The sequence below is a fragment of the Kitasatospora sp. NPDC048715 genome (assembly GCF_043198905.1).
Classification (GTDB): domain Bacteria; phylum Actinomycetota; class Actinomycetes; order Streptomycetales; family Streptomycetaceae; genus Kitasatospora; species Kitasatospora lactacystinica.
In genome coordinates this window covers 17,615-40,300 of the sequence record NZ_JBICVH010000033.1, presented here as the reverse complement: position 1 = coordinate 40,300, position 22,686 = coordinate 17,615, and the positions used below count along the sequence as shown (strand labels likewise).

Sequence of the window (22,686 nt, the reverse complement as noted above, 5' to 3'; positions counted from 1 at the left end):
GGCGGCTTCTCCTTCTTTGCGGGCGGGCGGGGGTGGCGGGTTGTTCAGCTGCTCGGGGTCAGGCGGGTGCGGCCGCGGTTGTAGTGCGGCACCGGGTCCGGCCCGGGCAGCAGAACGGTGTCGTGCCGCTCCAGCTCCCGGCCCTCGCTGTCGCGGTAGCGGGCCTCACCGTCCGGGTCGTCGCCGGTCTCGGTGTGGATGCTGGCCGCGCGCAGCTGGGCCTCGGTCAGGTCGCCGACCTCGTGCGCGGTGCCGGGGGTCACGTCGTACGCCTCGGCCTGCGGCACGTGGGCGAAGGCGGTGTCGAGGTCGCGCAGGCAGGCGACCAGGCGCTGCTGCCACGCGGCGGGCATCGACTGCAGCAGGGTGCGCGGCAGCACGAGGTAGGCGGCGTAGGAGAGGCCGAACCACTCGTGCACCGGCTCGTCGGCCGGGATGCCCGGCAGCGTCTCCTGTTCCTGGATCCGCACGATCGGGGCGGTGCCGGACAGGCCGGTGCGGGCGGCGTGGTGGGCCCGGTCGTCCTCGTCGCACACCAGCCAGCCGCCGCCCGGCTCGCTCCAGCCGCCGTCGACGGCCTGCTCGACCGCCGCGTCGACCGTGCGGTGGTAGCCGTACTCCTCGTCGAACTCGGCCCCGCACACGGAGCAGCGGGCCGACCAGGACAGCGACGGCTGGACCGTGCCGGAGGCGGCGTAGGCGTCCGCGCTCCAGACGCGGCCGCGGTGGAGGACCACCGCGTGCCCGGCCGGGTGGTCGGTGGTGGTCTGGGCGGTGCGGGCGGTGTGCTGGGCAGCGGTGATCAGCGCGGTGATGTGGTCGGGCATCGGCCGCTGTTCACCGGTGCCGGTCGACCAGAGCGCCCATTCGATCGACTCGTCTCCGACCGGAGCCGGGTCGGGGGCCGGGCCGAACAGGCCGGTGCCGGTGGTGGTGGTCATCGGGTGCTCCCTGAGGGGGTGTCGAAGGTCGGCCGGTCGGCCGGCCCCGTCCCCGGAAGCGCCGCGCCCACCCGGCCGCAGTGTGCGGCTGGGTGGGCGGAGGCGGGCCGGGGGCGAGACCGGTCGGCCGGTCAGCGAACGTTGTTGTTGACCGTGCCCTTCCACCCGGCGGACTGGCGGCCGATGGTGACCTCGGTGTGCCGGTGGAACATCGCGAGGACGGGGCCGGTCGCGGTGGCACCGTCACTGCCGGTCGTCGCGGACAGGCCGGACGCCGCTCCGGCGACGGAGCGGAGCTTGCCGAGCAGCGCGGCGACGCCGATCACCACGGTGGCGACGGTGGCGGCCGCCCACATGAGGATCGTGCCGATCTGGTCGGCGTACGGGGCGACCTCGCCGACTCCGGCGCCGACCATCCACGTGACGCCGCCGACGGCGAGCAGGCCGGCGCAGCCGTAGAGGACGCCCTGGCGCAGCGCCAGCGGCAGGCCCGGGTCGGCGGCGGGCTGCGCCGCAGTGACAGGGGCGGCCGGTGCCAGGGCTGCGGGCCGGGCGGGGGCGGCGAGCGGGTCGTACACCGGGACGGCGGCGACCTGGCCGTCGATGATGGCGGGCACGTATGTGTCGTCGGTGGTGCCGGGGCGCAGCGGGACGGCGAGGATCTGGCCGTCGAGGACGGCCGGGCTGTAGCCGGTGGCGAGGAGGGTGATCTGCGGGTCGATCGTCTCCGGGGTGGCGGTGTGCGGGGTGTTGGCGGGGGTGGTCACCGGGGCTCCTTCGGGGGGGGTGTGGGGGCGGGCTGGGAAGCGGCGCGGCGCCGGGCGCCTTCTGGGGCCGCCGGACCCGCCCACCGGGGTGGTGGGCGGGTCCGGCGGCCCTCGGAGAGGCCGGGAGACGGGCGTTCAGGGTTGCCGGTCAGTCCTCGTCGGTCTGGCGGCGGTCGGGGAGGATCTCGGTGCGTTCGGGCTGGTCGAAGTGCTGGCGCACGCCGTCGGGCCAGGCGTCCAGGTGGGTGGTGGAGGCGGTGAGGACGGTGTCGACGGCGGCCTTGCGGCCGGTGACGGCCAGGCGGTGGAGCAGGTGGCCGAACTTGGCGTCGCCCAGCTGCTCGTGGACGAGTTCGACCCGGTCGACGATCAGGCGGATGTGCGGCTCGGCCTGGGTGGGGGTGTGCTCGTGGCCGCGGGCGTGGCGCCTGTCGACCTCGGCGAGCAGTTCGGTGAGCAGCTGCTCGGCGCCGTCGGGGTCGGTGTGCCGGTCGGCGCCGGCCAGCTCGGGGGTGGGGGTGATGGCCCAGACGGTGGTGGTCGGGTCGGCGGCGTGGGCGTCGATGAGCTCCTGGAGGCGGTGGGTCTTGCCGGAGCCGGTGCGGCCGATGATGAGGCGGTTGGTCATGGGGGGCTTCCTTTCGGAGAGGTGCGCCCGCACCCCGGAAGTGGGTGCGGGCGCGTTGTGGTGGGAATCGGCCCCGGTGGGGCCTGGTGGTGCGTCAGGCTGGTGCGGATCGAGGGAGGGTGCGGTGGGCTGGTTGTTCCGGGACGAGCCGGAGACGGTGGAGTTCGAGGCGGTGGTCGGGGACGACGGCACGATCTGGCCGGCGTGGACGGACGACGACGGCGTGCTGTGGATCGACTCCGAGGACGACGTCTACGCGGTCGTCGAGGGCGTGATCATCGACGGTCGGATCTACGCGGCGTGGGTGCTGGAGGACGGCACACTGTGGATCCCGGACTGACCGGTGCTCAGGGCTTCACGGAGCCGGTGACCTGGGCGGTGCCGTCGAGGGCGGACTGGATCGAGGTGGCCAGGCCGGTGGAGGCGAGCAGGAAGCCGAAGACCGCCGCCACGATCGCGGCGCCGACGGTGGAGCGGCGGGAACGGACCATGAGGAACGAGGCGATGCCGGCCAGGACGACGCCGGAGACGGACACGATCACGAGGGGTTCTCCTTCGGGGATACGGGAGCGGGCCCGGCCGGTCGGCCGGGCCCGCTGTGTGGGGTGACGGGTCAGGCGTCGGCGGGCTCGGTGACGAGCTGGTAGGCGCCGCGGCCGACCGACTCGAGCCAGCCGTCCCGCTTGAGTTCGCCGACCTCGGTGTTCACGGAGCCGGTCTTGTACTCCGGGCAGAGCACCTTGCGCATCTCCGGCAGGCTCATGGGCCCGTCGGCCAGGAGGTCGAGGATCCGCTCGCGCAGCGTCGGCCCGCTCTCGAACTCCTTCGTCAGGTCCACCGCGCTGTCGGCGGCGGGCGGGTCGAAGGACGGCACCGCGGGCAGCTCGGGCATGGCCGCCGGGTCCGTGTCCGGCACCGGGCCGTGGTCGGCGTCGGCCACCGGCACGCCGTCCGGTGCCGGAGCGGCGGGCGGCTCGTTGCGCAGCGCGTACGCCTTCCCGGCCGCGTCGGCCTCGCCGTCGGTGATGGTCGCCGGCGGCTCCTCGCCGTACAGCTCGATGAGGTCCGGGTAGATGCCGTTCTTCTTCTCGGCGTAGAAGGTGCGCATGAAGGAGGCCCGGCCGTCGAGGAACATGTACGCCATGCCGGCGGTCGACTGGCCTTCGTCGTCGTCGGTGCCGTGGAACAGGGCCTCGATCTGCCCGGTCTCGTAGATGCGGGCGGGGATGTTCTCCAGCTGGAATCCGGGCGGGGCGACGCCGTCCAGGCCCATGTCCCGGGTGGAGGAGCTCGCGGTGCGCATGAGGAAGAGGACGCCGACCTTGCCCTGCTGGCGGATCGCTTCCTCGTCGCCCAGGTCCTTGAGGTGCAGGGACTGGACGGCCAGGCGGATGCCGATGCCGACCTTGCGGCCGGTCTTCTGGATGTCGGCGATCAGGTAGGCGGCGAGCTTCTTCTTCTTCTCGTCCGGGTGGCTGAGCAGCCGGTTGATCTCGTCCAGGGTGATGTTGATCAGCGGCCAGGGGCAGCCGATCGCGAAGTCCCCACGGCCCATCTCGTTCGAGATCTTCTCGCGGTACTTCATCACCTTGTGGGCGGTGACGAGCATCGTCAGGGCTTCGTCCTCGCCCTTGGCGAACCAGTCGACGCGGCCGTCGGCCTCCGGCAGGCTCATGCCGCCCTGGATGTCGGCCACCCAGGAGACGACCCCCGAGCGTTTCTCGGCGGCGAGGATCAGGTTCAGCAGCACGGACTTGCCGGCGCCGGTGACGCCGGCGACGATGCCGCGCAGCGCGCCCTGCCCGGGGTCCCACAGCCGCATGACGGCAGGGCGCCCGTCGTGGCAGACGCCGACCGCGACGCGGCCGCGCTCGTCCATCGTCAGGTCGGCGACGGTGGCCTTGCGGACGTTCATCAGCGGGTTGGTCCGGTAGACGCTGACGACGGCCTGGCGCAGCCCGTCGGTCTCGATGACGAGGCGGGTGGGGTCGTCGACGCCGAGGGCGGAGCAGACCTCGCTGTGGGGCAGGCGGATCTTCTTGCCGCGCGGGGCGGCGGCGAGGATGACGATGCGGTCGTTCTCGATGCGGGCCCGCACGAACTTCACGCCGGGGGCGGCGCCGCCGGGGTCGGTGACCGCGCTCTCCCACAGCGCCTCCAGGCTGTTGAACGCCCGGGTGGTCTCGCCGACGGTGGGGGTGACGGACAGGACCATCCGGCCCGGGCCGGAGCCGAGCAGCGAGGTGAAGGTGACCGCTTCCTCCGGCACGTCGAACGCCGCCGCCAGGTTGCGCAGCGACAGCTGCGGGACGGCCTTGCCCGGTTGGGCGACGATGACCGCCCTGAAGTCGGGCAGGCCGGGCTGGAAGTGCTCGACCGCGGTGAGCTTGGTGCCGGGCGCGAGCTCGGCCTGGTCCCACAACCGCGCCAGGAACGACGGGTAGTCGTGCGGCGCGTCCTGGGCCGGGACGTCCTGCGGGGGGAGGGCGGCGACCAGGTCCGGCAGTGCCTCCTCGGTCAGGCCGGCGGAGCGGGTGAACGGTGCGGCGGCCGCGGCCGCCGCACCCCACAGCGCGGGGCCCGCGATCTCCCACCAGGCGGTGCCCGGGGCGGCGAGGGCCGCGGCGTAGAGGGCGGAGCCGGTCAGGGCGGGCAGGGCGCGCAGGGCGGAGCGCAGCAGGCCCATGCCCGGGGCGGCGCCGTCCTTGGGGGTGGCCTTGCAGTACAGCCACAGGCCGGTGCCCGCGGCGGTGCCGATCGCGCCGAGGTAGGACAGGGGGCCCTGGTCGCACTGCGGGCCGATCGCGATGCCGGCGGCGCAGGCGGCGTAGGCGAGCCGTTCGGCGTTCGCGCGGCGGCGGATCGTGCCGGCGGGCACGGTCGTGGTGGTGGCGCCGGTGGCCGGTGCCTGGGGCTGGTCGGCGGTGGTCACCGTCGCCGTCCTCTCTTCGGGGGTGCGGGACGGGGCCGCACCCGGTCGTTCGGGTGCGGCCCCGTCGGGGTCGGTGCTGGTGGGGTGTGCGGGGCGGTCAGCGGACCTTGTAGAAGCCGGGCTTGGCCATCGGCACGTCGGCGGCCTGGGCGGCCTCGTAGACGCCCCGGTACTCGCGGTCGTGCTCGGACTCGAAGGACCGTGCGGCCGTCTCCGTGTCGTCGGCGGCGTTCGCCATCTCCCCGGACGCGGTGGCCACCTTCGTGAGCGCGGCCGAGACCTCCAGGATCTGCGCGGTGAACTGCGCGGCGACCTCGGCCTGCCCGCACATCTCCGACAGGTCCCTTGCCTGGCCGGCGTTCTTCTCCATGTGCCGCTGCAGGGACCACATGCCCTCCTTGAGCTTGAGGGCGCTGGCGGTCAGCATCGCGGTGCGGGCCGCCAGCCCGAGGAACCCGAGCACCCCGCCGCCGCCGCGTTCGACCTCACCGCCGCCGTCGTACAACTCGATGTCGCTCATCAGCCGCTCCTTCCTTCTCAGTTCTCGTTGTGGACGCGGGCGGACGGGGTGTTCAGGCCCGCGTCGGCGGTGGCCCGCTGGATGGGCTTGTAGTGGTCGTTCATCGCCTGGTCGGCGCTCTCGGACTGCTCGGCCGCCTCCAACGAGCTGATCTTCATCTCGTCGGCCTTGCGGGCCAGCAGGTCCATCGACTCCGCCAGGCGGGACATCGCGGTCGAGGTGAGGCGGCCGATGACGTTGTGCCGGGTGCGCAGCTCGGCCGCCAGGTCCTCCAGGTCGTAGCGCAGCTTGCGGGCCCGCTCGGCCAGGGTCACGCAGGTGTCGTGCGCGGCGAAGCCCTCCTGGGTGAGCCGGGACAGCTCGTCCAGGACGTCGTCGATGGTGATCTCGGTGGCGTGCTCGGCGGACATGCCGGGCACGGCGCCGCCCGTGGCGGGCAGGGACACGCTGCTGCTCCTTCTGCTCGGCCCGCTCTGCGCGGGGACGGAGGCCGCCACGACCGCGGCGCCCTGCTGGTCGGACGGCCCGGCGGCCGGCACCACCTCGGCCTCGGCCGGAGCCGGGGAGGGGACGGGCGGCATCGGGCGCGGACGGCGGGTGCCGGGCCGCCGGGTGTGCTTCACCGGGGCGGGGCCGAGCGCGGCCGGCCCGGTGGCGGGCAGTCCCTGCTCGGCGCCGTGCTCGGGCGGCCGGTTGCGCGAGGCCCCGGCGTCACCGACCCGGTCCTCCCGGACCACCGTGATGGTCTCGCCGCCCGCGCTCGCCATCCCGGCCGCCCCGAACGGGGTGCTGCGCCCGGTCGTGGTGGTCCCGCCGGGTCCGGGCGGTGGGGCGGTCGCCTTCTTCGCGCGGCCCCAGGCGCGGTGGAAGGCGGCGCCCCAGCCGCCGCGGGCCTTCTTCCCCGCCTTCTTCGCGCCGGGCCCGGTGGACGAGCCGGTGCGCGTGCTTCCGGCCGTGGCGGCGCTGCCCGCCGCGGCGGAGGCCGGCCCGCCCTTCCCCTTCTTCCTCCTCTTCTTCGCGGGGGGCTTCCAGGCCGGGATGAAGTTCTTGCGGCGGGCCTTGAGCCGGGCGGCCGCCGTGCGGTGGATCGCCTCGCCCAGCGAGACCCGACCGTCCAGCCTGCGCTTGAGGAACCGCCGGCACCGACGGCACCCGCAGTTGTACCCCACCCCGTCCCACGTGCCGTGGTCCACACCGGGCACCCGCTTCTTCGACGGGCGGCGCTGCCCCGGACCGGGCCGCCCACCTGCGGGTGCCCCGTTCGGGCCGCCGGCCTTCTTTCCCTTCCCCTTGCCCTTGCCCTTGCGCAGGGTGCCCGAGGAGGAGCCGGTGCCGGACGCGCCGGTCGGCGCCTTCACCCGGCCGCCCTTCCCACGGCCCGGCGTGCCCGGCGAGGTCCCGTCGGCCGAACCGGCCCCGGACCTGCCGGGTCCGCTCTTCGAGGCCGGCTTGTCCGGGGTCCGAACGGTCCCGCCGTTCTTGCCGCTCCGGCCGCCACCGCTCTGCCCGCCGCCGCTCTGCCCGGCGGCGGTGTTCTTCCCGGACTTTCCGTTCGTCCCGCCGCCACCGGAGCCGGTGTTCTTGCCACCGCCCTTGCCCCGGGCGGCGGGGCCGCCGCCCTGCGAGGTGCGGTGCACCGGCCCGCCGGTCGACCCGGCCGGGCCCTTGTCGGAGCCGGACCGGCCCTTGCCCGAACCGGAGGGACCACCCTTGCCAGTGTCCTTGCCCTTCGGGGACATGCCGCTCGAAGCGCCCGCCCCCGGGCCGCCGTCCTTGCCGGTGCCGGACACCTTGCGGGCTCCCGACGTGCCGCCGCCGGGGGAGGCGGCCGGGCCGGGTGCCGGAGCGGATCCTGCGCCCCGGAGACCGCCAGGTCCACCCGGACCGCCGCCGCTCCTACCGCCGCCGGGCCCCCCGACGGGACCGCCGCCCCGGCCGCCCTGGTGGCGGTCGAGGGAACGGCGGCCCCACTCGTGGGAGGGGGTGAGCGTGTCCCGGCCGCCCTTCTTCCCACCCTCCTTGCTCTCCTGACCGGCCTTCTCCGCGACCTCGGCGACGGCCTTGCGCTGCTCCCGGCTCGCCCGGAACGCGGTCACCGCGGAGTGGATGCCGCGCATCGCCGCGACCGACACCGCGAGCATCGCCGCCAGCGACAGCGAGCCCAGCCCCGGCCCGGGGGCCGCCTCGCCAGCGGCCTCGGAACGGAACGCCGCGGGCACCTCGCCGGGCACCGGAGCGGGCACCGGATCCGCCGGCGCCGGCAGCGCCGGAGCCTCGGCGGGCACCATCTCGGCCGGGCCGGACAGGCTCGCCAGGGTCTCCAGCGGAGAGCGCCGACCGGCGGCCGGTGGCATCTCCAGGACGGGCGGAACGGCCGGTTCGGCGGGCCGTGGAGGCGGGGCCTCCGGCAGCGGCGGGGGTGCGAATCCGACCCCTCCACCGGCTCCTCCGGGGAACGGGATGACCGTGCCGGAGCCCTCGTCGTCGCTCATTCCTCCTCCTCTCTCAGTTGACAGACAGTCACGGATACGGCAACCTCGCGCGCGCGCGACGCGCGCGCACCTTAGGGGGCCGCCGCGGCGGCCCCCTGCCGGTTGTGGTTGTGGTTGTTGATTACGTGTTGTGACGCTGCATGAAGTCGTGCAGCCCGCTCGCCAGCTCGTTCCACAGCGGCGGCTTGCCCTCCCGATCGGCCTCCACCGCGATCGACCGGGCGACGTCCCACCAGTAGGCGGCGTACGCGGCCGACCCCTTCGCGCGGGCCTTCTCGCCGCCGTCGCGCCAGTGCTGCTGGCGGTTGCGGCGGCGCCTCGCGTCGGCCTCCGCCTTGCTCATCCGGGCCATCAGCCGACCCCCCGCTTCGGCGCCGGGAAGAAGTCCCCGATCCCGCCGATCGGCGCCGGGGCCGGGGCCTCGGCCGGCGCGGCGACGGGCGGCTGTGCGGGCAGGTACAGCGGCTCGTTCCCGGCCTCGTCGGCCGGCGCAGCGGGGGCGTTCACCCCGGACAGCTGCGCCGCGCTCTTGCCCAGCGAGGCGGCCACCGCGCCCCGCAGCTGGGTGCCGCGCCGGGCCCGGCGCGCGGCCTTGCGGGCCGCCGCCGTCTCCCGGCGCTGCGGCAGTTCCAGCACCTGGTGGACGTAGGCGGCGTACAGGGCCTCCGCCGACGCGGCGGCCCGGCGCGACGCCTTCTCCATCCGGCGCAGCTTGGCGGCGACCTTGCGGGCGCGGCCGTTCTCGGACCGCCAGCGGTCGCCCTCGATCGGCGTGTTCAGCAGGCGCTGCTCCACGATGTCGGCGAGCAGGCCGTACTGGCGGGCGTCCTCCTTGTGCTGGTCGCGCTGGGTCGCGCTGAACTTCCGCATTCCCTCGTCGGTGAACAGGGTGTTCAGGTCCATGGTTCGGCTCTCCCTTCGAGAGCGCGCGGTCAGGCGGCAGCATCCGCCTGACCTGGGGTGATGGGTTTCTCGGACCCGGGCTCCGGCCGGACGGCCGGGTCGATGGTGGTACTCGGCGCGTCGGCGCCTTCGGCGATCACCAGGACGCTGCGGGCGTCCTGGTGACCACCGGAGAGGCCGTGCACTGGTGCGGTTGGCCGGGCTGGTCAGGGCTGGTAGCCCTGGGCGAGCAGCTCCGCGGCCTCCGTGCGGTACTCGGAGGCGGTGGCGGGCGAGGAGACCTCCAGCGCGGCCTGGATGTCCGCGAGCGGCAGCTGCTCGGGCATCCGGTCGGGGGTGGCGAGGATCATCCGGGCGACCTTGCGAATCGCCCGCTCGCGGGGCTTCAGCTTGGCGGCGTCCTCGATTTCGACCGCGCGCCGCTCGATTTCGGCGGCGGCCCGGCGCGTTTCGGCGGCGGCCTTCTCCGTTTCGGCGGCGGCCAGCTTGGCCTTCTCGGCGTTCGCGATGGCGGTCTGCTCGCGCTCGCGTTCTTCAGCGGCCAGGCGGTCCTTTTCGGCGGCGGCCCGGCGCGTTTCGGCGGCGGCCTTCTCCGTTTCGGCGGCGGCCTCGTCGGCTTCGGCTGCGGCCTTGCGGGCGATCGCGATGGTCTGCGTGTCGATCGCCGCCGACTCGGCCGCGGCAACCTTGTCTGCCTCCTCGATCGCGCGCCGCGTAGCCGCTGCCCGCTGCTCCAGCTCGGCCGCCTCCAGGTCGACCTTCGCCGTCGCCTTGCGCTGCTCCGCCTCCTCGCACTCGGCGGCGGCGGTGCGGGCGCGGGCCTCGGCCGTCGCCGCGGTCTCCAGCGCCTCCTTCTCCCTCGCGGCCACCTGCTCGGCGGCCTCGACCTGGGCCCGGGCGTGGGCGCGGGCCTGCCCGGTGGCGCCCTCGACCTCGGCCTTCACCTGCTCCACCTCGCCGTCCGCGCGCAGCCGGTCGGCCTCGGCCTTGGCGGTGTCCTGCTTGCGGCGGGTCTCGGCCTCCAGGCGCCGGCGCTCGGCCTCTTCCTGGCGGGCCTCGGCGGCCTGATCCTGCTCGTCCGGCATCGCGAGGGCCCGGGCGACGGTGTAGCCGTGGGGGGCCATCGTCATCGGCAGGAGCTCGTCCTCGCTGGCCTGCGTCAGGTCGCCCTTGTGCTTGCGCTTGAGCCACAGCTGATAGGCGATGAGCTCCTGGTCGCGGCGGACCATCTCGGGGTAGGAGTGCACGTCGTACAGCCGCATCCGCCGGTAGATGCGGGGCGTGGCGACGGGGGCGAGGATCCAGCGGATCAGCGGGATGGAGTCGCGGTCGGGCCGGTCGGGGCGCACGACGCGGTCGATGGAGTCACGGCCGATGTCGACGACCGCGATGAACAGCACGGGGACGAGGCCGTGCGCAAACGCGGCGACATAGTCGAGCGGCTGCCAGGCCCGGCCCTGCGGGGCGGCCGAGGCGGCGTTGAGGACGACGGTGGCGGCCGTGAGCAGCCACACCGGGTAGCGGATCCAGCTGATGGGACGCTTGAGCCAGGCCATCAGCAGGTCGACCGCGATCAGGACCATGATCCCGGTGTCGACGCCGACCGCGAACAGCTTGCCCTGGTCCAGGGTGGGGAAGTGCAGGTGCAGGTGGGCGAAGGAGGCGACGTTCCCGAAGCTGAGGTAGAGGCCGATGCCGGCCAGGGCGAGCGCGGCCGTCACGATCCCGGCGGCCGCCAGTTTCTGCGGGGTGGTCAGCACCCCGGACGCGGGCGGGGGCGAAACGGGTTCGGTCGTCTCCGAAACCGCCCGGGGCGCGGGCGAAACGCTCCGGGGTGTTCCCGAAACGGGTACGGGCGGTGCCGAAACGGGGCCCGGCATGAGGGACGCCGGGCGGTGCGGGGCCGCCGTCGGCGGCATGTCGGTGATCGTCACAGGGGCCTCCGGAAGGCTCGGTTCAGGTGGGTCCGAAACGGCGGCCGGTGCTCCCGAAACGCGATCACGCGTATCCGAAACCGGCCGCCGCTGAGGCGAAGGAGGGGCGGCCGGGCCCGAAACGCGGACTCGGTCAGCTGCGGGCGCCGGCCTTCCCGGCGTCGGCGGTGTCGCCGGTGGCGGCCGGGAGCGCCCGGCACTCGCCGGCGTGCCGGTTGGCCAGGTGGCGCATGCGGTCCACCAGGTGGTCGGTGTCGAAGCCGCTGTCGTCGCCGCAGGCCAGGCAGCGCCAGGAGTACTCGGCGATCCTGCGGTCGGTTCCGGGCGTGCCGATCACCGCCCCGCGCCCGGTGGTCCGGGGCGGGGCGCGGCGGCGGCCGACGGCGGCTGGTCAGCCGCGGGTGGAGGCGGTCTGGACGACGGCGAGGGCGAACTCGACCTCCTCGGCCCAGGTACTCAGGACGGCGGGCTCGCCGGTGGCCTCCGCCGCCAGGCGGCAGTGAGTGAGCCGGGCGAGCGCGGCCTCCGCGCCGCGGTGGACCTCGTCGGGGTAGACGAAGTCGGCCGCCAACTCGGCGAGCAGCTCGCGGGTGCCGACGCTGATCCGCGTCGCCAGCAGGCGCAGCGTCTGCGCGTCGACGTCCTGCTGCTGGCCGGGGCGCAGGACCGTGGCGGTGACCCGCAACCGGCTCTGTTCGGCGAATTCCTCGACCAGGACGAGCAGGCCGGCGCGGCCCTGGGCCAGCTCCAGCTGCTCGTGGGCGTCGGCAATGCGGGCGGCGGGGATCCGCTGGCTGGGGCGCCGGGCCTCGTCGTAGGCGCGGACGGCGTCGGTGACGGCCGCCTGCCGCTCCTTACGGGCGGCGCGCAAGGCGAAGCGGCGGGCGGGGTCGTCCAGCCAGCGGCCCAGCTCCACGAGCTGCGCCAGCGGCTGGGGGGCGTGCTTGATGCCGAGGCGCGAGGCCATCCAGGTCGGCTTGCTCACGGGGTCCTCCTGTATAGGGGAGAAGGGGCGGGTGCGTCGGGCACCGTCGTTCGCCGCCGTGCCCCACACCCCGGGTGGGCCCGGGGGCGGGGCACGGCGGCGAACGACAGCAACCGGCGGTCAGGCCAGGGCGGCGAGGCGCCGCAGCGCCTCGACCTGCTCCGGGTGCGCGGCCTCGTACAGGGCGTGCCGCTGCTCCAGGAGCGCCCCGCCGGTGGCCGGCTGCTCCAGGAGCGGGTCGACCCAGCGCGCGACGTCGCGGGCGTCGAGCCCGTCCATGTAGGCGGCGTACTCGGCCTGGTCGGCCTCCTCGTACGCGGCGTTCATCGCGGCCAGCTCGGCCTGCCAGGCGTCGTACTCCTCGTCCGTCCTCACGGGCGGTCTCCTCTCGTGTCGTGTCGTGGGTGCTGGCTACTGCTGCTGTCCGCAGGCCTTCTCGGCCTGCGCCTTCGCGTGCATCTCGCGGGCCCGGCGCAGCAACTCGTCCATCTGCTGGCCGGTCCAGGCCTGGTCCTCGGGGCTGCTCACTTGCTCTTCTTCGAGGTGATCGGGGGGTGGGGGTCGGGAGCGGGCTTGCCCTTGCCGTCGCTGCCGCCGTAGGAGCGGTCGGTGCGGATCACTTGCTGCCTCCCTTGGTCTTCTTGAGCGCTGCGGCGGCGGCCTTGGCGGCCTGGGCGGCGGCCTTGTTGGCCGCCTTGGCGATGAGCAGCTGGATCAGCGCGTCGGAGGCCACGAGGTCACCCGGCCAGGGGGAGCGTGCGGAGGGCAGCGACGGAGGCGGAGAGGGTGGCCGGGAACGGCCGGGGGGTCGGGATCGTGGCGACCGGCGCGGTGTCCGCGAGGTCGTCCAGGTCGATGACGACCTCGCGGATCGCGAGGGAGGCGGCGGCCGCGCGGGCGCGGACCCGGCGGACCTTGGTGCGCAGCAGGACGAGCAGGCCGTCCAGGCCGCGGGCGTCCTCGGGGTAGAGGCCGGCGGCGACGTCGTCCCAAACGGCGTCGGCGAGGTCCTCGTCCAGGTCGGTGGCGGCCGGGCTGATCCCGGCGAGCTGCTCGGCGGCCGCCACCAGGAGTCGGCCGGCGTACCGGGTGTAGAGGTCGTCGAGGTCCGGGGTGGCCTGGTGGGCGGCGGGTGCCATGATGGTGTCCACGGTCGTTCCTCTTCTCTGCTTGGGGTTGATGGCGACCGACAACGGCCTCGGGGGTACCGCCCCGGGGCCGTTCTTGTGTTGGCTGCACGAGCAACCACTGCGTTGCCCACCCCGACCGGCGGGGTGGGCAACGCAGTGACGGTTCGTACGTTGTGGTGGGTCAGGCGGATCGACGCGCCGACCGGGTCCCGTCCGGCTCGGGCGCGGCGCCGAGGTACTGCCCGACGAGGTAGCCGGGGACGACGGCCGCGCACTCGTGCCACGAAGGCCGGCCCTGGTTCGACGGGACGCGGGCCACGCCGTGCTCCGCGCCGTCGCTGGTGCGGGCCAGGTAGGCGACCAGGTGGGTGCGCATCAGGCCGCTGCGCGCTGAGGGTGGCGGCGCTCGGTGGCATGCTGGCGGGGGCGGGGGAGCGGCTGGCGGCCGGCCCTGTCCGCAGCGGCGAGGGCGAGCTCGGCGGTGTCGGCCGGGTCGGCGGCGGTGTCGAGCCGGCCGCTGAGGGTCACTGCCGGACTGTTGTGGAGGCGGCTCACGAAGATCTCGGCGTTGACGTCCAGCGTGTCCAGGAGCTCGCCGAAGGAGCGTCCGGTGCGGGCGAGCTCCGCCGCGTGCAGCCACAGGTCACCGCACAGGTCGTCGACGGTGTCGCCGGCGGTGTCCAGGCCGGCCTCGTCCAGCAGTTCCCGCACCAGGTCGCGCAGGCCGGTCGAGTACCAGGTGTAGGCGTCGGCGAGCGGCGTGGCGGCGGCGGGGGTTTCGGGCATCGCGGTCTCCTCGGGGGCGGTCTCGGTGGGCGGGGTTCTGTGCGAGCAAGGCGACGGCCGCCGCCGACCCCGGCAGGGGGTCGGCGGCGGCCGTGGTCGTTCGTACGGACGGTGTGGCTCAGGCGGCGAGGCGGCCCTTCGGCTTGCGGTGCTTCCGGGGCGGCTCGGTGGCCACGCCGTCGGGCAGGCCGAGCGAGAAGAGCGGGCTCCGCGCGCCGTACAGCGGCTGCTGCCGCACCGCGTCGGTGACGAGCACGTCGATGCGGGCGGCTTCCCAGCCCTTGGTGCGCTTCCGCGCGGCCTGCCTGGCGGACTCGGTGGGCTCGGCCGGACGGCCCTGCGCGATGTGGAGCACCGCCGGGGCAACGGGCGTCTTGACCTTGCGCAGGACGGTGGTGGGCCGGCGGGCCGCGGTCTCGGTGGTGCCCTCCTCGATGTCCCGTGCCCAACGCGCCAGCAGGACGTCGATCTCGACGATCCGGCGGGCGGAGGGGCAGCGGGCGTCCCGCTGACCAGCCGCCAGTTCGGCGCCGGACAGGTCGGTGGAGTAGTGGTCGCGGATGGTGCGCGTCCCGCCCTCGATACCCATGATCCGCTGCCAGGTCCGGCAGTCGGGGCAGACCATGGTGGCGACCTCGTCCGGGCGCAGGTTGTAGAGGTGGGGGCGCAGGGTCGAAAGCTTCAGCGGGGGGAGAGCGGAGCGGCGCTTGGTGCGAGTCCTGGCGGGCATCGGGGCCTCCTGGCAGGGAGAAGGGGGAGTCCGGGGAGCGGAACTTGCTGCTCTCTCCGCCCGCCAGGCCCGACCCGAAGGTCGACGTCCTGGCGGACAGGCAGCGCAGCACGCTGCTCAAAAATCGGTTCTGGTGTTGCTATGTAGGCGTCCGACGCGGGGGAGCTAAGGGCTCAACCCCTTGTCACCGAGGTGACCGCCACCGCCCGAAGGCGGGTGACACCGCTGTTACTCAGTGCTGGTATCCGACGCCCACAAGGACGGCTACCACCTGCGGTTCCGTGCTGCTCGACGCTGCCGACAGCACATCGACACCCGGGTGGTGCTTACGGCCCAGCCCATCCATCGCGGACCGTAACCGGCCCGATGCAATCGAAGATAGGGGCCTATCTCCCAAGTGTCAAGATAGTTCAAATCTGTCTTGACGAATGTCAAGATGGTGACGTTCGCTGCTTGACGCGATAGCCTGTAGCCCGGCAGCCGCTCGATAGGAGACTGAACCTTGAACGCCAGCACCATCGCGGCCGAGATTCGGGAGGGGATTTCGGCCGGGCGCTACCGCCACGGGACGCGCCTCCCCGCCGTACGCAAGTTGGCTGATGAACGCGGCGTGAGTCAGCAGACCGTCGCGGCGGCCTACGCGCAGCTAGCGGCCCTAGGCCTGGTCCGCACCGAGGCTGGCAGCGGCACTGTCGTCACCGCTGGCCGAACCGCCGAGGCCCACCTCGGCACGTTCGGCCCCCCTGACTTGAACGTGCCGATCTGGAAGCCGGCATCCGGTGGTGAGGCCAACGAGGTCACCACCCTTGTCCGTCAACTGCCCGCACCTCCGTATATGGCTGCGTGGGGGATCGCTGACACCGATGTCGTGGAGCGCACGCGGGTCCGCTCGGTAGATGGTGTTCCGGTTCAACACAAACTGACCATCGTGCCCTACGAGCTGGCCTCTCGTCAGCCTGAGGGCCACGAAGGCGTCCCGCCCCTGCTGGCCCCGGTTGGTGCCACTCGCATGTCTCCCCCTGCCGGAGTTCGTTTCGCTGACTGGCTCGGCTGGAACGTGCTGCGCACCGACACCATGATCTCTGCCGAACCCATGGATCAGGCCGCGGCAGCAGCGCTCGGTGTGACAGAGGGAACCCCCGGCTTCCGAATCCTGAGCATTGCTCGCGATCCACAGGAGTCCACGGTCTTTGTGACAGTCAGCACCACGCCCCTGCACCATTTGCTGACACTGAGCATTGCTGGCTGACACAGGAAGACACGCTGCGGCAGAGCATGCTGGTCGAGGTTCCTCCCCACATCGTTGGCCTGGACCAATTCCTCCGCCGCGTTCCGCTCATCAGTACGCATCTGTTGTCCTCCCGGTTTGGCTGTCCATGGAGACCAATCACAGCTGAACCGGAGCTGACAAAGAATCACTTAGAGCTACAGCACTTTCTCAACCCGGTTCAACATCCAGCTACACATGGATTTCGACGGGCCGCCCATAGGCTCCGAAGCATGGCGATGACAGAGGTGGTGGGGGACATGGCGAAGAAGTCGGAGCACCCCGGCTGGAAGCCGTACAAGCTGCGTGACCAGCGGGAGGCACACGGTCTGACCCAGGAGCAGGCCGGTGAGGAACTGCGTAAGGTCGCGGAGCAGGCCAAGCTCAGGGGCGTGCCGGCGGGGAATCCGCAGACCATCAGCCAGCACGAGCTCGGTGAGGTGTATCCGGGGCCGCACTACCGGCGGGCCTACGCGCTGCTCTACCGCGCTACCGACGTGCAACTCGGCTTCCGTGACCCGCTGCCAGGCGAACAGGAGGCGGCGTTCTCGCTGACCCCGATGGAGCACAGGCACAACGGTGGCCATGTCCTCGCGGTGGAGCGGGCGCTGACGCACATGGCTCCCGGCACTGCCGGTGTCGACGCCGTCGGCTTCCAGCAGCGGGTGATGGACGCCTGGAAGCGCAGGCACACGGGCGGCGACTCGAACTCGCCGACGCTGGTGCTGGTCGGTGGGTACGCCGGGACGGGGAAGACCGAGCTCGCGAGGTTCCTGTCTGAGCTGACCGGATGGCCGCTGCTGGACAAAGACCCGATGTCGAGGGCACTGGTGGAGGCCCTGTTGGTGGAGCTGGGATCGGAGCCGAACGACCGCCAGTCAGAGTTGTACCGGTCTCGGGTCCGGCCGCTCGAGTACGAGTGCCTGCTGAAGGCCGCCTACGCCAATGTGGACTGCGGGATCAGCACGGTGCTGACCGCGCCGTTCATCGCCGAGATGGTCGATGAGGCGTGGATGCGGCGGCTGGAGAACCGGTGCGCGGCGCGCGGGGTGACCGTCGCTCCCGTCTGGGTGCAGTGCGATGCCGACTCGATGCGGGAGTACATCGGTCAGCGGTCGGCCGCGCGGGACACCTGGAAGCTCCAGAACTGGTCCGACTACATGGCCGGCGTCGACATGGAGCTGCGCCCGGTCGTGCCGCACCTGGTCGTGGACAACCGGTACGGCACCGCGGTCTCCCTCGCGGACCGGGCACGCCTGGCGCTGGGGATGGTGGGCTAGTGGGTAGCCAGGCCAGCCGTTCGGGCGTTCTTCTGTACGGGCCGCCCGCCTCCGGCAAGGACACCGTCACTGCGGCGCTGACGAAGTACAACCAGCGGCACCGGCAGTTCGAGCGGCTGAAGGTGGGCTCGGGTAAGTCCGCCGGCTACCGGATGGGCAGCGCGGAGCAGCTGGCCGAGCTGGAGGCAGCGGGCGATGTCGTCTACTCGAACTCGCGCTACGGCAACACCTACGTTGTCGACCGGCCCGGGTTGGACGCCGCCTTCGAGGTTGGGGTGCCGGTGGCACACCTCGGTCAGGTCGACGGGGTTCGCGCACTGTTGGACGACTACCAGGCCGACTGGCTGAGCGTCCTTCTGTGGTGTCCCCGGGAGGTGACCGCCGAGCGGTCGGCGGGGCGCGGCGACGAGGACACCCTGGCCCGCCTGTCCGCGTGGGATGCGACCCAGGCGGACCTGGACACCAACCAGGGGTTCCGGTTCGACCTGGTGATCCAGACCGACACCGTTTCCCCGGAACGGGCTGCCGAGCTGATCGCGAGGGCGCTCGCTTTTCGTGCTCAGCTGCTGATGGTCGACTTCGACGACACCTTGATCGATCGTCGCGCGGCGGTCTCCGCCTGGATCACCTCCTACTGCGCCGGGGCCAACCTGGTGCCCGCCGCCGAACGTCGGATGCTCGAGGCCATGGGGATCCGCGCCGACCTGGCCACGTTCGAGGCGTTGCAGTCCGAGCTCGGCCTGGCCGAGCCGGCCGCGGACCTCTGGGCCCGCTACAGCGCCGAACTCGCCGCTGCGGTCGCCCCCTTCCCGGGGGTCCTCGACGCACTGGATGCCGTTCGGGCCGAGGGCTGGCAGGTCGTCATCGTGACCAACGGTGGCGGCCAGATCCAGCGCGCCAAGCTCAAGTCGAGCGGTATCTCGGACCGGGTCGACGCAATCTGTATCTCCGAGGAAGTCGGCGCTCGGAAGCCCGACCCGGTCGTCTTCGAGGCCGCGGCCGCCAGCGTCGGCCGGGCCCTCGACCAGGGCGGCTGGATGATCGGCGACAACGCGGAGCTGGACATCATTGGCGGGCGCGGCGCCGGGCTGCACACGATCTGGATCTCGCACGGCCGCCCCTGGCCGGGCGGGGCCGAGCCGGACGTCATCGCCGAGACCGCCGTGGACGCCTTCGCACACGTCCGCGGTCGTGGAGATGCCCGATGACCGAAGGACAGCCGGTTCTCGGAGTGCTCCACCCCGGCAGCATGGGCGCGGCCGTCGCGGCCTGCGCGGTGTCAGCCGGTGCCCAGGTGCTGTGGTGCTCGGCCGAACGTAGCCCCGCGACTGTACGGCGCGCGGGGCACGCCGGGCTGGAGCCGGTGGCCGAGCTCGGCGAGTTGCTCGAGCGGGCCGAGGTCGTGCTGAGCCTGTGCCCGCCGGCCGCTGCCGAGAATGTCGCCCGCGATGTCGCTGAGCTTGGGTTCGCCGGGGTCTACGTCGAGGGCAACGCGATCAGCCCGGCCAGGGCGCGGCGGATCGCCGACCTGGTGGGTCGGAGCGCTCGGTCGGTGGTCGACGGCTCGGTGATTGGCTCCCCGCCGGTCGGTGGCAAGCGCACGAAGCTGTTCCTCTCCGGCCCGTCCGACGCCGCCGCGCTGGTGGCGGCGCTGTTCTCGGACACCGCGGTGTCGACGCCGGTCTTGGGCGAGGAGATCGGGCAGGCCTCCGCGCTGAAGGTCTCCTACACGGCCTATCAGAAGGCCAGCCGCGTGCTTGCCGCGCTCTCCTACGGACTGGCTCAGGACCACGGTGTCGACCAGGCACTGTTGGAGGTGGCCGGCAAGCGGGCCGGCAGCTACCTGACCGAGACTGACTACATCGCCAAGACGGCCGCACGGGCGTGGAGGTGGGCACCGGAGATGGAAGAGGCCGCCGACACGCTGCGCGAGGCGGGCCTGCCGGACGAGGTTCTGCGTGCTGTGGCCGAGACGCTCCGGCATTGGACGGACGCGAAGGACAACTGCGAGCTCTCGGCTGAGGGCGCCCTCAAGCTCCTGCGGGAGTCCAAGTGATCGGGGACTTGTCGGCCTGTCTGGCCGTTGGCTCGTCAGATCGACACGGTGCGCTCGCCGCTACTCCGAGTGTTGTCCACAGCGGTAGGCTTGCCCCGTCAGTGATCCAAAATGAACTTTGCCGCCCGGACCTTGAGCAAGTCCGGACGGCATCAGAGTGGATCGGCGCCCCTTGCCGGGGGCCCGTCCCGGTCAACCACACGGAAGGTGGTGACGCAGTGAAGGGTACCCGTACCCAAATCCAGGCACACATGCGGCACCCCGCCGTGGAGGCGACCGGTTCGAGGTCGCTCCGGCGGGGTGCCGTCGTCGTATGCGGATACACCTCTCCCCCGAAGGGGGTCAGTGTGACTTAGTTGTGTTGGGGGCGCCGGCCTTTGGCGAGGCCAGCAACCCCGGACCGCTTCCAGTGGGGCCAACCACTGGACTGCGGTCTTACGTGATTCGTCCGATTTGGCGATCGGACGAGGCCCGGAACGGGCTCCGACTTGGCGGCCGGGGTCCGGGAAGGGCGGTACTTCGGTTCTCGGCGAACCACACCCCCGAGGGGGCGCTTCTGCGTTCCCGCGTGTGAGAGCAGGAGGCTCTGCCATTTTGCAGCAGGTCAGGACCCCTTTCCAGTCCTCTCCGCCCATGTTTGTTGATCTTGGTGTTCCCGGCGCGGGCCTTGACGCCGATCCCGCAGGGCGGGATCCAGGCGCCTCACCCTCCGTTTCCAGGGGATTCGCTGGGGGACCGGTTGTCGGACCGGTTGTCGGACAGGCCACCCGCAATCCCGGTACTGTGACAGACATCACTCATTTGGGTGAGGGTGTTGGTGTCGCCGTAGACGCCTCGTCGGGTGTAATCCCGGCCGCTCCGCGCGTTCCCAGCCAGCGCCAGAAGTCGGCCGACGTCGCCGCGGTGGCCGACTCCGCAGTGTCGAAGGCGGCGCGGCGGTTCGTGCCGTGCGTGCCGGTGCTGCCCCGGGTGCTGGTGCCGGTGGCGGAGCAGTGGGTGGCCACGACGCGGGGCCGTGTCGCGTTGGACCCGTACGGCTGGATGCAGGCGGTGCACTGGGTCGTCGCTTCGGGATGCTACCGCCCGTCACGCTCCCACGGGCCGCGCGAAATGGGCCGTACGGCGATCCGGACCGCGCAGCTGCTCATGGAGCTGTCGCCGTGCCGTCCGGGCGTGGACTACCTGGCGCGGCGCCTGGGCGTGACCGAGCGGACCGCGCAGTACCAGCTGGACATGCTGCGCGAGGCCGGCCTTCTCGCCTACGTGGCGAAGGGCACCCGGGTCCGCGGTGAGAAGGCGAAGGCCAGCGAGTTCGTCCGGGTGATCCCGGCCGAGTTCGACGTCGCGCTGGGCGTGCGGACCGTGGGGGAGAGCACCGGACGGCGGGTGGTCGGGATCGCGGAGGCCGGGCGGGCGGCGATGGCGCTGCTCGGCAAGCGGGCCTCCCGCAAAGTCCGGGCGGCCCGGGCGAAGGCATCCGCGAAGACCTCGGTGACGACTGCTCAGACCCCGTCGTCCGACTCCTCGTCTCAGGTGTCACAGGCCGCTGACGACACCTCAGCGGCCAACAGCCGTTGCACCCCAATGGGGGGTGGTTGCTGTACTACTCCTGCCGACGGATGTACTCACCTGCCCTCTGAGACGGACGTCGCGAGCGGGAAGCCGAAGTCCACCGCCGCGAAGAAGTCCACGAAGGGCCGGGGCAAGCGCACCGTCAACCGCGTCGGCCGCCGCTACCAGCTGGCCGCCGAACTGGTCCGCCAGGTGCCGTGGCTGCGCCGCGCCCTGGTGCCCCGGATCGCCTGGGTCGTGCAGGAGGTCGCGGACGCGGGCTGGACCGCGGAGGAGGTCGTCGCCTGGCTGTCCACGCTGGAGGAGCCGCAGCGCGGCAGCTACCGGCCCTCCGGCCTGCTCGCCCACCGGCTGCGCGGCATGACCCAGATGCCCGGCTGGCGAACCCCGAAGGAGCGCGCCGCCCAGGTCGAGCACTGGCGCGAGTCCCGCTCCGCCGCGCAGGCCCGCCACAGCCGGAACTCGGACGAGTGGCGCCTCACCGACTGGCAGGACCCGGCCACCCGCGCCGTGGGCCGCCTGGTCGACCAGGCCTTCGCCCAGGTGCGGAAGGCCGACGGCCAGGGCGCCCAGGAACTGGCGCTCTTCGCCCAGGACCAGAACGGCCTGACCGACCTGCACCGGCTCACCCGCGAGGACGTCATCGAGCTGCGCACCCTCGGCCAGCGCGACCCGGAGATGGTCCTGATGGCCATCCGGGACTGCGGCGAGGCATACGCCCGCCAGCTCTACACCCACGGCCTGGTCGACCAGGTCCTGCGCCTGCGGCACACCCACCGCATGACCATCCACCAGCCCTGGAGGTCCGCGTGACCGACACGTCCGGCGTCGACCTCGCCCGCGTCGCCCTCAAGGCCGCCCGCGAGGCCGCCCGCACCCGCGGCGCCGACGCCCCCGGCGGCCGCAGCTCCACCACCCGCCCGACCCGCCGCACCATGGTCCGCACCGGCGGCCGCGACCCGATCGGGCTCGGCGACGCCCTGGCCGGCCTGGTCGCCGAACGGGCCTGGGACACACCGACCGCCGGCGGCGGCGTCATCGACCAGTGGACCGAGATCGCGCCCGAGCTCGTCGGCAAGGTCCAGCCCGTGCACTTCGACGCGCGCACCGGCCGCCTCGACCTCCAGCCCACCTCCCCGGCCTACGCCACCCAGCTGCGCCTGCTCGGCCGCCAGCTGGTCGCCCGAATCAACGGCAAGGTCGGTCAGGCGGTGGTGCGGGACCTGCGGGTCCTGGCGCCCCGCGCCATCGCCGCCACCGGATCCGATCAGCGGACCGAACACCACCAGACCGTCGAGCAGCCCGAGGCCCCGGTCCGCACCCGCAACGATGCGAGCGCCGGCTACCACCGCGCGCTCGCTGAGATCCGCCGCCGCACCACCACCGTCATCGACCCGGCCATCGTCGCCGCCATCGCCCGCCAGGAGCAGGCCATCCTCAACCGGCGCGAACCCGAGGACCACTTCGCCCAGGGCCTCGCCGAGAAAGCCGACCAGGAGGAGGAGACCGCCGCCCGCACTGCGGCCGCCACCAGCAGCCAGGTTCTCGCCGAGCGCCGTGCCCGTGCGGACAAGGCGGCGCGCGGAACAATCCCGCTGCGCCCGGCCCGCCCGCCGATGACCCTCAGCGGTGCCGCGTAGCGAAGACGCCTGCGAGAACGGTCTGATCGCCGCTACTGTCGTCTGCGAGCCGTCGTCAGATGTACGCTCACGAGATTGGATTCTTGAGGAAATGGAGACACCGCGACCGCCAAGGCGGATCGT

At 72.9% G+C, this 22,686-nt stretch carries 24 protein-coding genes; 7 read left to right on the top strand and 17 right to left on the bottom strand.

The features are described from left to right. Window positions 1–44 precede the first annotated feature (44 nt). The 3 genes from ACGFSC_RS41645 to ACGFSC_RS41635 form a co-directional block, all read right to left on the bottom strand. Window positions 45–941, bottom strand: coding sequence for a hypothetical protein (locus ACGFSC_RS41645; RefSeq protein WP_359913100.1), 897 nt, complete (start codon window positions 939–941; stop codon window positions 45–47). 131 nt (window positions 942–1,072) lie between these two features. Further along, window positions 1,073–1,708 (bottom strand): hypothetical protein, encoded by a 636-nt coding sequence (locus ACGFSC_RS41640; protein WP_359913098.1) that lies wholly within the window; start codon window positions 1,706–1,708, stop codon window positions 1,073–1,075. A gap of 148 nt (window positions 1,709–1,856) precedes the next feature. After that, on the bottom strand, window positions 1,857–2,336 hold the full coding sequence (locus ACGFSC_RS41635) for a hypothetical protein (RefSeq protein WP_359908718.1): 480 nt from the start codon (window positions 2,334–2,336) through the stop codon (window positions 1,857–1,859). A 124-nt stretch (window positions 2,337–2,460) separates the two neighbouring features. Between ACGFSC_RS41635 and ACGFSC_RS41630 the strand changes: the two genes are divergently transcribed. Then, the gene (locus ACGFSC_RS41630; RefSeq protein WP_359908721.1) at window positions 2,461–2,676 is read left to right on the top strand and encodes a hypothetical protein; all 216 of its coding nucleotides are present in this window, start codon (window positions 2,461–2,463) and stop codon (window positions 2,674–2,676) included. 7 nt (window positions 2,677–2,683) lie between these two features. On the opposite strand, the gene ACGFSC_RS41625 is transcribed toward ACGFSC_RS41630, so the two are convergent. The 14 genes from ACGFSC_RS41625 to ACGFSC_RS41560 all read right to left on the bottom strand — a co-directional run bounded on the left by ACGFSC_RS41625 (window position 2,684) and on the right by ACGFSC_RS41560 (window position 14,748). Next, entirely contained in the window at window positions 2,684–2,878 is a 195-nt protein-coding gene (locus ACGFSC_RS41625) for a hypothetical protein (RefSeq protein ID WP_359908596.1), read from the bottom strand. 71 nt (window positions 2,879–2,949) lie between these two features. Continuing rightward, entirely contained in the window at window positions 2,950–5,268 is a 2,319-nt protein-coding gene (locus ACGFSC_RS41620; RefSeq protein WP_359908599.1) for a hypothetical protein, read from the bottom strand. A gap of 97 nt (window positions 5,269–5,365) precedes the next feature. Further along, entirely contained in the window at window positions 5,366–5,788 is a 423-nt protein-coding gene (locus tag ACGFSC_RS41615; RefSeq protein ID WP_359908602.1) for a conjugal transfer protein TraB, read from the bottom strand. Window positions 5,789–5,805: 17 nt separating this feature from the next. Continuing rightward, on the bottom strand, window positions 5,806–8,280 hold the full coding sequence (locus ACGFSC_RS41610; protein WP_359908605.1) for a hypothetical protein: 2,475 nt from the start codon (window positions 8,278–8,280) through the stop codon (window positions 5,806–5,808). A gap of 121 nt (window positions 8,281–8,401) precedes the next feature. Beyond that, entirely contained in the window at window positions 8,402–8,623 is a 222-nt protein-coding gene (locus ACGFSC_RS41605) for a hypothetical protein (protein WP_359908608.1), read from the bottom strand. A gap of 8 nt (window positions 8,624–8,631) precedes the next feature. After that, window positions 8,632–9,183: a hypothetical protein gene (locus tag ACGFSC_RS41600; RefSeq protein ID WP_359908611.1), complete on the bottom strand. Its 552-nt coding sequence runs from the start codon at window positions 9,181–9,183 to the stop codon at window positions 8,632–8,634. Window positions 9,184–9,389: 206 nt separating this feature from the next. Next, on the bottom strand, window positions 9,390–10,943 hold the full coding sequence (locus ACGFSC_RS41595; RefSeq protein WP_359908614.1) for a DUF2637 domain-containing protein: 1,554 nt from the start codon (window positions 10,941–10,943) through the stop codon (window positions 9,390–9,392). A 307-nt stretch (window positions 10,944–11,250) separates the two neighbouring features. Then, window positions 11,251–11,454, bottom strand: coding sequence for a hypothetical protein (locus ACGFSC_RS41590; RefSeq protein ID WP_359908617.1), 204 nt, complete (start codon window positions 11,452–11,454; stop codon window positions 11,251–11,253). A 54-nt stretch (window positions 11,455–11,508) separates the two neighbouring features. After that, window positions 11,509–12,102: a hypothetical protein gene (locus ACGFSC_RS41585; protein ID WP_359908620.1), complete on the bottom strand. Its 594-nt coding sequence runs from the start codon at window positions 12,100–12,102 to the stop codon at window positions 11,509–11,511. Between the two features lie 120 nt (window positions 12,103–12,222). Further along, window positions 12,223–12,477, bottom strand: a complete 255-nt coding sequence (locus ACGFSC_RS41580; protein WP_359908623.1) for a hypothetical protein — start codon at window positions 12,475–12,477, stop codon at window positions 12,223–12,225. A 362-nt stretch (window positions 12,478–12,839) separates the two neighbouring features. Then, a complete protein-coding gene (locus ACGFSC_RS41575; protein WP_359908626.1) occupies window positions 12,840–13,253 on the bottom strand; it encodes a hypothetical protein in 414 nt (137 codons plus the stop codon). A 160-nt stretch (window positions 13,254–13,413) separates the two neighbouring features. Then, complete coding sequence (locus tag ACGFSC_RS41570) at window positions 13,414–13,608, bottom strand: hypothetical protein (RefSeq protein WP_359908629.1); 195 nt, start codon at window positions 13,606–13,608, stop codon at window positions 13,414–13,416. Then, complete coding sequence (locus ACGFSC_RS41565) at window positions 13,608–14,018, bottom strand: hypothetical protein (RefSeq protein WP_359908632.1); 411 nt, start codon at window positions 14,016–14,018, stop codon at window positions 13,608–13,610. The genes ACGFSC_RS41570 and ACGFSC_RS41565 overlap by 1 nt, the downstream gene beginning before the upstream one ends. 118 nt (window positions 14,019–14,136) lie before the next feature. Continuing rightward, window positions 14,137–14,748 carry a hypothetical protein gene (locus ACGFSC_RS41560; protein WP_359908635.1) on the bottom strand — a complete coding sequence of 204 codons (612 nt, stop codon included), beginning with the start codon at window positions 14,746–14,748 and terminating at the stop codon, window positions 14,137–14,139. Window positions 14,749–15,250: 502 nt separating this feature from the next. On the opposite strand from ACGFSC_RS41560, the gene ACGFSC_RS41555 reads away from it, so the two are divergent. The 6 genes from ACGFSC_RS41555 (at window position 15,251) to ACGFSC_RS41530 (ending at window position 22,563) form a co-directional block, all read left to right on the top strand. Next, window positions 15,251–15,997, top strand: coding sequence for a GntR family transcriptional regulator (locus ACGFSC_RS41555; protein ID WP_359908638.1), 747 nt, complete (start codon window positions 15,251–15,253; stop codon window positions 15,995–15,997). Window positions 15,998–16,248: 251 nt separating this feature from the next. Next, window positions 16,249–17,295, top strand: coding sequence for an AAA family ATPase (locus ACGFSC_RS41550; protein WP_359908640.1), 1,047 nt, complete (start codon window positions 16,249–16,251; stop codon window positions 17,293–17,295). Continuing rightward, window positions 17,295–18,503, top strand: coding sequence for an HAD family hydrolase (locus tag ACGFSC_RS41545; protein WP_359908643.1), 1,209 nt, complete (start codon window positions 17,295–17,297; stop codon window positions 18,501–18,503). The genes ACGFSC_RS41550 and ACGFSC_RS41545 overlap by 1 nt, the downstream gene beginning before the upstream one ends. Continuing rightward, the gene (locus ACGFSC_RS41540; protein ID WP_359908646.1) at window positions 18,500–19,351 is read left to right on the top strand and encodes a DUF1932 domain-containing protein; all 852 of its coding nucleotides are present in this window, start codon (window positions 18,500–18,502) and stop codon (window positions 19,349–19,351) included. The genes ACGFSC_RS41545 and ACGFSC_RS41540 overlap by 4 nt, the downstream gene beginning before the upstream one ends. Before the next feature lie 903 nt (window positions 19,352–20,254). Then, window positions 20,255–21,736 carry a helix-turn-helix domain-containing protein gene (locus tag ACGFSC_RS41535; protein ID WP_359908648.1) on the top strand — a complete coding sequence of 494 codons (1,482 nt, stop codon included), beginning with the start codon at window positions 20,255–20,257 and terminating at the stop codon, window positions 21,734–21,736. Beyond that, the gene (locus ACGFSC_RS41530; protein WP_359908651.1) at window positions 21,733–22,563 is read left to right on the top strand and encodes a DciA family protein; all 831 of its coding nucleotides are present in this window, start codon (window positions 21,733–21,735) and stop codon (window positions 22,561–22,563) included. Before ACGFSC_RS41535 ends, ACGFSC_RS41530 begins: the two co-directional genes overlap by 4 nt. Window positions 22,564–22,686 lie beyond the last annotated feature (123 nt).